The organism is Vibrio sp. 10N.222.52.C3 (assembly GCF_041474195.1).
Classification (GTDB): Bacteria; Pseudomonadota; Gammaproteobacteria; order Enterobacterales; family Vibrionaceae; genus Vibrio; species Vibrio crassostreae_C.
Genome location: NZ_JBFRTQ010000046.1, coordinates 1 through 4,311, shown reverse-complemented (window position 1 = coordinate 4,311; position 4,311 = coordinate 1). Strand labels below are relative to the sequence as shown.

Annotated in this window: 3 protein-coding genes; all 3 read right to left on the bottom strand. The window is 46.3% G+C overall.

Features of this window, described 5'->3' with window-relative positions:
- Positions 1 to 229: 229 nt before the first annotated feature.
- The 3 genes from AB4517_RS08575 to AB4517_RS08565 are packed head-to-tail and all read right to left on the bottom strand — an operon-like array spanning position 230 to position 4,147.
- The gene (locus tag AB4517_RS08575; protein ID WP_017060997.1) at positions 230 to 1,075 is read right to left on the bottom strand and encodes a DmsC/YnfH family molybdoenzyme membrane anchor subunit; all 846 of its coding nucleotides are present in this window, start codon (positions 1,073 to 1,075) and stop codon (positions 230 to 232) included.
- Between the two features lies 1 nt (position 1,076).
- Positions 1,077 to 1,697, bottom strand: coding sequence for a DMSO/selenate family reductase complex B subunit (locus AB4517_RS08570; RefSeq protein ID WP_004733360.1), 621 nt, complete (start codon positions 1,695 to 1,697; stop codon positions 1,077 to 1,079).
- 11 nt (positions 1,698 to 1,708) lie between these two features.
- The gene (locus AB4517_RS08565) at positions 1,709 to 4,147 is read right to left on the bottom strand and encodes a DmsA/YnfE/YnfF family dimethyl sulfoxide reductase (RefSeq protein WP_017060996.1); all 2,439 of its coding nucleotides are present in this window, start codon (positions 4,145 to 4,147) and stop codon (positions 1,709 to 1,711) included.
- Between the last annotated feature and the right edge of the window lie 164 nt (positions 4,148 to 4,311).

Here is a 4,311-nt window from a genome sequence, read left to right as displayed (position 1 = left end):
TTCTTCGGTTAAGCGATTAAAAGACATGTTTATTCCAGCGGCTATCATTAAGTAGCTATGTAAGCTAACGATGTAAGCGAACTCGCTAAGTCTGTATTAAAAACGCTAGAAAAAACGAAATAAAAAGGCCCAACATCTAAATAGGTGTTGGGCCTTTTGTTTATCTAGCCTTCTAGATAACCAAACAAGCAGCGATGTTTACACGCAACTCATGTCTGTAAGAACTCGATTACAAACCGCTTGTCATATGTAGGCTGTAGAACAAACCACGGCCGATTAACTCTGAAGCCAAGAACAATACTAGTGCTAAGCCAAGGTTAACTGGGTTCACTTTTGCTTTGTTCAGCATAGGTAGAATCCAAATCAACAAGCTTGCCATTAGCAGTGCCACTTGAAGAATCACATAGCTACCTAAACCATCGACTAACTCAGACGCTTTTGCCGCTGAAGTTTGGATGTCTCCGATTAGGTTCAGTTTTCCTACTGTCACAAGCAAGCTGATAGCAACAGCGATAACAGCCAACATGGTGATGTTACGGTCAACCGTAAAGCGGCTGTCGTTTGCGAATACAATCACGAACTGAGATAACAGCAAGCCACCCACAACCATCGTCATGATGAAGCTCAGTGGTGTGTAGATGTTGTCCCACGTCGGTACTGTGTTGATCATGTATACGTTGATCATCGCGTACATGAAGATAACACCCAGTACCATCGCGCCAACCATCAGTGCTTTCTGGATAGCAACGCCACCTTTCTTGACTACCGACAGTAACCATTGCAGGCCACCGACAGCGAAGAATGCCGCACCGAAGAACACTTCGTTAGACAACCAAGCCGAACCTAGCTGATTAAAAGCGTTAAACGCGCGCAGTGGAGAGCCAAGGTGCGTTGTCGAGAACATGAAGCCAAGACCCATCAGTACCCATAGGATAAACATTGGAACCTTGTAGCTGTTCAGCTTCTCTTCGTCATGACCAAGTACTAGTGCACGTGCGCCAATCAGTAAGTAACCACCAACCGCAGTTTGCGCCAGCACCGTAAAGAAGATTAAAGACCACTCATGAAAAATCATCTTACACCTCCTTCGGGTTTGCTAGGTGACCGCTGGTATCGCCAGTCGGCTTCGCGTTTTTGTTCAGCTTAATCACGATGTTTGGTAGCGTTTCTGTTGAAGATGGCAGTGGAGCCACATCCGCACCAGAGCCGTACTTCTCACGAAGTGTATTGATTTCACCAAACTCCAATGCACGAAGTGGGCAAGACTCAACACAGATAGGCTGTTTGCCTTCAGAAACACGTTGGTAACAACCATCGCATTTCGTCATATGACCTTTCTTAGCATTGTATTGTGGTGCGCCGTAAGGACACGCATTGCTACAGTGCTGACAACCAATACATACGCTCTCATCAACCACAACCAAACCGTCTTCATCACGTTTGTGCATTGCGCCCGAAGGACACACTTTCACACACGCTGGGTTAGTACAGTGGTTACAAGCGATAGATAGGTAGTAAGAAAAGACATCTTTCTGAACCCAGGTATCACCATCTTGAGTGAAGCCACCACCGGCATATTCGTATACGCGACGGTAGTTCGTTTTGATGTCTAGATCGTTATAATCTTTACAAGCAAGCTGACAGGTTTTACAACCCGTGCATTTACTTGAATCAATGTAAAAGCCGTATTGTTTCATTCCAACCTACCTTATGCTTTCTTTAGCGCTTTGATTTGAACTAGGTTTGTATGCTGAGGGTTACCCTTAGCAAGTGGGCTCGGGCGCTGAGTCGTCAGCACGTTGATAGAGCCTGCATGGTCGATCTTCTGACCATCTGGTGCGTACCATGCACCTTCGCCTAGTGCGACAACTCGAGGAAGAATCCTAGGTGTCACTTTCGCTGGAATATGTACTTCGCCACGGTCGTTGAAAATACTCACCATGTCGCCGCTTTCAATACCACGTTCTTTTGCATCGATTGGGTTGATCCACAACTCTTGCGGTGCTGCTGCTTTGATTTCTGCAACGTTGCCGTAAGTCGAGTGAGTACGAGCCTTGTAGTGGAAACCGGTTAGCTGAAGTGGGTACTTCTCTGCTAGTGGGTCGTTATGACCTTCGAAAGAGTCCGCGTAAATCGGAAGTGGGTGAATCACTTCGTCTTCTTTCAGCTTCCAAGTCTTCGCGATATCAGCCAGTTGCTCTGAGTAGATCTCGATCTTGCCACTTGGTGTGGTCAGTGGGTTCGCTTCAGGATCTTTACGGAAATCTTCATAAGCGATGTAGTGGTGGTCGTAGCTACGTTTGTAGATACCCAGCTCTTTCATCTCTTCGAAGGTTGGCAGTGTTGGATCGTTCTTACGAGTTTCTGCGTAAAGGTGCTCAATCCATTGCTCTTGAGTACGGCCTTCGGTGAACTCTTTTTCTACGCCCATTCGTTTCGCAAGCTGAGTACACATCTCGTAGATAGATTTCGCTTCAAACTGAGGCTCAATCGCTTTCTGCGCGTAGATGAAGTAAGGCATGTTCGCCGCTTTACCGTCCATACACCAGTCGTCTTGCTCAGACGTTGTTAAGTCTGGCAGGATGATATCGGCGTACTTCGCTGAAGACGTCATATGGTTATCAACCACGACAATCATTTCACACGCACTTTCATCTTGAAGAATCGCGTGAGTCTTGTTGATGTCTGAGTGTTGGTTAATGATGCAGTTACCTGCGTAGTTCCAGATCATCTTGATTGGGTTCTTAAGGCGCTCTGCACCGCGAACACCATCAGTGATGTCGGTCATTTCATGGTGACGGTAAATCGCGTCTGTCCACATGAACATTGAAATAGACGTTTCAACTGGGTTTGGCACAGTAGGGAAGCGGACAAATGGAATGTTGATGTCGCTTTCACGAGCGCCTGTTGAACCGCCTGATACGCCCACAGAGCCAGTGAGCAGTGACAGCATCGCGATTGCACGACACGCTAGTTCACCGTTCGCAGTGCGTTGTAAGCCCCAACCTTGGTGAATCGCACATGGTTTCGCTGTGCCCATTTCACGGCCAAGCTTAACGATGGTGTCAACTGGAATACCCGTGATCTTAGAAGCCCATTCTGGTGTCTTCTCTACGCCATCTTCACCTAAACCTAGGATGTAAGATTTGTAGTCGCTGTTTTTAGGCGCTGATGCAGGAAGGGTCTTCTCATCGTAACCGACACAGTATTTGTCTAGGAACGGTTGGTCGACAAGGTCTTCAGTGATCATCACGTGTGCAAGACCCGCTACCAATGCCGCATCTGTAGAAGGACGAATTGGGATCCATTGATCTTCACGGCCACCGGCAGTATCGGTGTAGCGAGGGTCGATGATGATCGTTCTTGCGTTTGATTTGTTTTTGCTTTCAACGTAGTGGTGGATCTGGCCGCCACCAGACATACGCGTCTCAGCAGGGTTGTTACCAAACTGAATGTTAAGTTTAGTGTTCTCTAAATCAGAGAAAGAGTTGTTGTTTGCCCAACCGCCGTAGGTGTAGCTCAAGCCTTTCGTGATTTGCGCTGTTGAGTAGTCACCGTAATGGTTTAAGTAACCACCACTTAGGTTCATTAGACGAGCAATCAGCGTTTGAGCTGGTGGCCAAGATTTAGTAACCGTGCCGCCCAGCGTACCTGTACCGTAGTTTAGGTAGATAGTGTCGTTACCGTAGTCTTTGATAAGGCGTTGCATGGTGCCAGCGACTTCATCATAAGCCTCTTCCCAGCTAATACGCTTAAACTTACCTTCACCACGTTTACCCACACGTTTCATTGGGTACTTTAGGCGATCTGGGTTATAAACACGGCGGCGCATCGAGCGACCACGTAGACACGCACGAACTTGGTGATGACCGTATTCGTCAGTGCCTGTGTTGTCTGTTTCTACGTATTTGATTTCACCGTTTTGTACATGCATACGCAGTGGGCAGCGAGAGCCACAGTTTACTGTACATGCACTCCATACGATTTTCTCATCCACATTTTCAGCAACTGCAGCCGCTACTGGTTTGGATTTGAAAGGTAATGCAATACCGCCCGCAAGTGCAGCTGCACTACCTACTGCAGAGGAAGCTTTCATGAAGCCTCTTCGAGTAAGATTCATTACCCCAGATTCTTTCTTATTCGTCATTCTAAGATGCCTTTTGCTATTGATAGCTAGCACTTTATAGGTAGTTTGTTCTTTATGTATTTATTTCGAATTATTGATTGATTGGCATCAAATAAGTGTGGAATTTAAAGTTTATGAATTGAATGTATAAAATAGATCAAAGAATGAAATGAGTTAATTAATAT

Excerpts from the sequence above, each read along its gene's own strand:
- AB4517_RS08575 (WP_017060997.1), bottom strand. The coding sequence starts at position 1,075 with ATGATTTTTCATGAGTGGTCTTTAATCTTCTTTACGGTGCTGGCGCAA.
- AB4517_RS08570 (WP_004733360.1), bottom strand. The coding sequence starts at position 1,697 with ATGAAACAATACGGCTTTTACATTGATTCAAGTAAATGCACGGGTTGT.
- AB4517_RS08565 (WP_017060996.1), bottom strand. The coding sequence starts at position 4,147 with ATGACGAATAAGAAAGAATCTGGGGTAATGAATCTTACTCGAAGAGGC.